Consider the following 5,137-nt stretch of genomic DNA (forward strand, 5'->3'; position numbering starts at 1 on the left):
TCGCTGGTCGCGGCCGTCGTTGCCTACAAGTTGCTTACGCAACCGATGCGCGACGCCGCGTGACGCACGGGGCAGCATGCGCCGCGCATTGGACGCGACCCGGCGGAACCATTAAGCTGGCGCGTTCCGGTTTCACGCAGCGTATTCCAGATGTCATCGACGATCGAGATTCTGTTGCCCGTGTTCGGGCTGATCGCGGCAGGGTTCCTGTGCCGCCGGCGCGGCGTACTCGGGCCGGCCGCGGCCTCGGAACTCAACCGCTTCGTCGTGTGGCTCGCGCTGCCCGCGCTGCTGTTCCAGATCATGGCGCATGCGTCGTGGCACCAGTTGTATCAGCCGGCCTTCGTTGCCACGTTCGCGCTGACCTGTGCGCTCGTATTCGTCGGCGTGCTCGCATGGCGCCTGTTCGCGGGGCGCGGGCTCGCCGATGCGAGTATCGACGCGATCGCCGCGTCGTATCCGAACACCGGCTATCTCGGCTTCCCGCTGTGCCTGCTCGCGTTCGGCAACGACAGCCTCACGCCAACCACGATCGCGACCATTCTCGTGGCATGCGTGCTGTTTGCCGGCGCGATCGTGCTGATCGAGATCGGGCTGCAGCGCGATCGCGCGCCGTTGCGGCTGATGTGGAAGGTGGTCGGTGCGCTGCTGCGCAACCCGCTGATCGTCGCGCCGCTGGCCGGCGTTTGCGTGTCGGTCGCGCAGGTGCCGCTCGGTGCGCCGGTCGATACGTTCCTGAAGCTGCTCGGCGGGGCCGCGAGCCCGTGTGCGCTCGTCAGCCTCGGGCTGTTTCTCGCGGAGAAGCGGGGCGCATCCGGCGCGGCGCCGCGCGGCAGTGTTGCGCTGACGGCGGTGAAGCTGTTCGTGCAGCCCGCGCTTGCGTGGTGGTTGGGTGTGCGCGTGTTCGCGCTGCCGCCGGTGCTGGCGCAGATTGCCGTCGTGCTCGCCGCGCTGCCCACCGGCACCGGCCCGTACATGCTGGCCGAGTTCTACGGGCGCGAAGCGCAGGTGACGTCGCGCACGATCCTGCTGTCGACGCTCGGGTCGATCGTGTCGCTGTCGGTGTTGCTCGTGCTGGCGCGGCACGCTTGATGTTGCGCGGTCGTTTATTCGCGTAGTACGTCAGCGCACATCGCGTCTCGCGATCGGTTGTCGTGCCGTGCTGCCCGTCGGCGGGCTCGGGCTACCTATCTGTTTTTCGTCGCACCTGTCGATCGCGCCGGTCAATGCGACTTCGTCGAGAGCCGATGGATGCGTGCCGCATGGGCGACACGCGGTTGACGCGATGCGTGGCAATGCGTCGCCTGTCTGCGGCGCGTACGCCGTGTGGGCTCGGGCGTATCGGCGATGGCCGGCGTGGTCTTCGGGGCGTCCGCATCGGCCCCGGCGGCGGCCACTGCCGCAACGGCCGGCAGCCTCGCTTCCGCGTCGAGCCACGCGCGCGTCGCTTCCGCGATCAGCCCGCGCAACCAGCGCACGCCTTCGGTGCACTCGCCCGATTCGTTCCACGTCATCCGGTACACGATGTCCGGCGGTTCGGCCGGCAGCGCGACGGCGGCGAGCGGCAGCAGCTTCGCATAGTGCCGCGCGAGCCGGTACGTGGTGGTCAGCAGCATGTCGGTGCGCACCAGCGCGTGCGCGGCGAGTTCGAAGTGCGGCAGCGTGACGACGATCCGCCGCTGCAGGCCCACGCGTTCGAGCTGCCTGTCGATCGCGCCGGACGCTTCGAGCCACGACGGCGTCGGGCACAGCTGCGGCGCTTCGGAAAAATCCCCGGCCGTCATCGCGCCGCGCCGCGCGAGCGGATGCGTCGCGCGCATCAGGCACACGACGCGATCGTCGAACAGGTCGTCCTGCCGGAATCGCGACGAGCGCGCGGGGCGATTGTCGATCACGACGTCGAGCTCGCCATCGGCCAGCGCGCGCTCGTCGTCGAAGCCGTCGCCGAGCGGATGGAACACGAGCTGCGCATTCGGCGCACGTTCGCGAAACAGCGCGACGAGCTTCGGCACGAACAGCACGTTCAGGTAGTCGGGGCAGCCGATCCGGTAGGTGCGCACCGACGTGCGTGCGTCGAACGTCGGTTGCTGGATGCGGATGAAGTCGATCACGCGCAGCGCGTTGCGCAGCGGTTCGATCAGCCGTGCGCCGAACTCGGTCGGCACCATCCCGTAGCGGCTGCGCACCAGCAGCGGATCGCCGAGCAGCGTGCGCAGGCGCTTGAGTGCGGCGCTGGTGGCCGGCTGCGACATGTTCAGGCGCACGGCCGCACGCGACACGGTGCGCTCGGTCAGCAGCACGAGCAGGATGCGCATCAGCCGTGCATCGAGCACGTCGAGCGCGCCCGCGGCGTCGGATGCGTCGCCGGGCAGGGCGTTCGGGTCTAGTGGGTCCCGCATGCCGAACTACCTCCTGGCGACCCGATGCCCGAGTGCGACGCAGCAGCGGGCCGGCGGCGCATCATTGTGCGAAGGTGCCCGGCCAGCCGACGATCCGCTTCGGGCGCGGCGGCGCGTACGTGCGGACCTTCGACGTCTTCAGCTTCAGGCGCACCAGCGATTCGGCGAGCGCGACCGCGGCCGAGACGCCGTCGACGACCGGCACGCCCGTGCATTCCTCGATCTGCCGGTCGAGGCCGGCCATCCCGCCGCAGCCGAGGCAGATCACTTCCGCGTGATCGTCCTTCACCGCGCGCTGCGCCTGGCCGACGATCGACTCGATCGCGCGGGCCGGGTTCTCCTCGAGCTCGAGCACCGCGAGGCCGCTTGCACGCACCGATGCGCAGCGCGCGTCGAGCCCGGCGAGCTTCAGGCGATCCTCGATCAGCGGCACCGTGCGGTCGAGCGTCGTGACGACCGAGTAGCGATGGCCGAGCAGCATCGCGACGCTCGCGGCCGCTTCGGTGATGTCGACGACGGGCACCGTCAGCAGTTCCTGCAGGCCTTCGCGACCGTGTTCGCCGTAGCCGGCCTGGATCACCGCGTCGTACGGCTCGTCGTAACTCAGCACGCGATCCATCACGGCGATCGCCGCGAGGTAGCTCTCGAAGTTGCCTTCGATCGACTCCGCGCCGAAGCGCGGCGTCAGCCCGACGATTTCCGTGCCGGGCGACGCGGCGGCCTGCGCCTGCGCGGCGATCGCGTCGGTGATCGACTCGGTCGTGTTGACATTGACTACCAGGATCCTCATTGCGACTCCGTATGCGTGTGTTTCAGTGTTGGGCGCAGGCGACTGCGATGGATTCGCCCGAACGCTCCTCGTAGTGCCGGTTGCGATCGGCCAGCAGCCAGTACACGCTGCCCGCGATGGCCGCGCCGAGCAGCCACGAGAACGGCGTCATCGCGCTGAAGGCCGGCACGACGGCGAGCGTGATCGAGATCAGCGCGGACGGCACCAGCGCCGCGAGCGCCTTGCGGTTCACGCCGCGCGTGTAGAAATAGGCGCCGGTCGGCGCTTCGGTGTAGAGGTCGGGCACGTTCACGCGCTGCTTGCGCACGAGCCAGTAGTCGACCGTGATGATCCCGTACAGCGGGCCGAGCAGCGCGCCGAGGCCGGACAGGAAGTAGACGATCACGATCGGGCTGTTGTACAGGTTCCACGGCAGGATCAGCACGGCGACCGTCGCGCTGATCAGGCCAGCGCGGCGGAACGACAGGCGATGCGGCGCGAGGCTCGTCAGCACGAAGGCCGGCGCGACGAAGTTCGCCATGATGTTCACGGCGACCGTCACGATCAGGAACGCGAGGCAGCCGAGCACGAGGAACAGCTTGTTCGGCACCGTCGCGATGATTTCCGTCGGGCTGTGGATGATGTGGCCGTTCAGCTTGAACTGCGCGCCGGCGAGCACGAAGCTGATCGTCGCGAACACGAGGATGTTGACCGGCAGGCCCCAGAAGTTGCCCACACGCACCGTCTTCGCGCTCGGCGACGAGCGCGCGAAATCGCAGAAGTTGAGCACCAGCGTGCCGTAGATCGCGAGCCACAGCGAGCCGCCCGCGAAGATTTCCGTCCACATCCTGAAGCCGGTCAGCGGCTTGCCGATCGACATCGCGAGATGGCCGCCCGTGCGGCTGAACATCCACGCGGCGAGCGACAGCGTCGTGACGAGGATCACCGGGCCGGCCAGCCCCTCGTACTTGCGGACCATTTCCATTCCGTACGTGAGGATGCCGATCTGCACGAGCCAGATCGCGACGAACGTGACCCAGCCGAGCGTCGAGAGCCCGAAGATCGCATTCTGGTCGAACGCGGCGAGGCCCGGCCAGATCGCGGTGAGCAGCACGCGCAGCACGACCGACGCGAGATAGGTCTGGATCCCGAACCATGCGATCGCGATCACCGCGCGGATCATCGCGGGCAGCAGCGCGCCGTAGATGCCGAAGCTCATCCGGCTGATCACCGGAAACGGCACGCCGGTCTTCTGGCCCATGTAGCCGGTCAGGTTCATGAAGCAGTACACGAGCACCGCGCCGATCGCGAGCGACGCGAGCATCTGCCAGCCCGACAGGCCGAGCGCGAACAGCCCGATCGCGAACGAGTAGTTCGCGATGTTGTGCACGTCGTTGGTCCACAGCGCAAAGATGCTGTAGCGGCCCCACGTCCGGCCCTCGGCCTTGGTCGGCGCGAGGTCGGCGTTGTGCAGCCGCGGGCTCAGCGCGGCGTCGCGCGCGGCCGAATCGGTTCGATGCGATGCGTCGTCCGCGCCGAGCACGATGCCCGGGCGGTGGGTGGCTTCCAGTTGCACGCCGTTGTCTCCTTCCATGTGCGGGGCGCGAAACCGGCAGCGTGGGAACGCTGCGCCGGCCCGGCCGCCGTGGACGTTATGTCTCGGATTTGTTCGCGAGTATGGAAGGCCCGCCCGGTGATGGGAAATTAAATATTCGGTTAGGCCTCATTTGAAAAATGAATGGAATGCGGGCGCCGGCGACGGCCGGTGCGGCACGGGAATTGCTCGCCAGCGGGCTCCATCCACATCGACATCAGCGGAGGTGTCATGCAGCGATATTCACTTCGTCATGTATCGCGAGCCGTCTTCGCCGGCATCCTGATTGCGGGCCTGGCGGCAGGGGCGGGCTGCCAGAAGAAGAGCGAAAGCGACAGCGGCGACGCAAGCTCGGACACGAGCGCAACGGGCGGC

General features: G+C 68.2%; 4 protein-coding genes. 1 reads left to right on the forward strand and 3 read right to left on the reverse strand.

Annotated elements, in window-relative coordinates; translation table 11 throughout:
* Positions 1–150 precede the first annotated feature (150 nt).
* On the forward strand, positions 151–1,092 hold the full coding sequence (locus G3N99_RS34090; RefSeq protein WP_206124568.1) for an AEC family transporter: 942 nt from the start codon (positions 151–153) through the stop codon (positions 1,090–1,092).
* Positions 1,093–1,223: 131 nt separating this feature from the next.
* Here G3N99_RS34090 and G3N99_RS34095 read toward each other — a convergent pair whose 3' ends face one another.
* The 3 genes from G3N99_RS34095 to G3N99_RS34105 all read right to left on the reverse strand — a co-directional run bounded on the left by G3N99_RS34095 (position 1,224) and on the right by G3N99_RS34105 (position 4,762).
* On the reverse strand, positions 1,224–2,399 hold the full coding sequence (locus tag G3N99_RS34095; protein WP_174982886.1) for a LysR family transcriptional regulator: 1,176 nt from the start codon (positions 2,397–2,399) through the stop codon (positions 1,224–1,226).
* 61 nt (positions 2,400–2,460) lie between these two features.
* Positions 2,461–3,189, reverse strand: a complete 729-nt coding sequence (locus G3N99_RS34100; RefSeq protein WP_119339158.1) for an aspartate/glutamate racemase family protein — start codon at positions 3,187–3,189, stop codon at positions 2,461–2,463.
* A gap of 22 nt (positions 3,190–3,211) precedes the next feature.
* Positions 3,212–4,762: an NCS1 family nucleobase:cation symporter-1 gene (locus G3N99_RS34105; protein ID WP_174936060.1), complete on the reverse strand. Its 1,551-nt coding sequence runs from the start codon at positions 4,760–4,762 to the stop codon at positions 3,212–3,214.
* Positions 4,763–5,137 lie beyond the last annotated feature (375 nt).

The sequence above is a fragment of the Burkholderia sp. Ac-20392 genome (genome assembly GCF_017104585.1).
Taxonomy (GTDB): Bacteria; Pseudomonadota; Gammaproteobacteria; order Burkholderiales; family Burkholderiaceae; genus Burkholderia; species Burkholderia lata.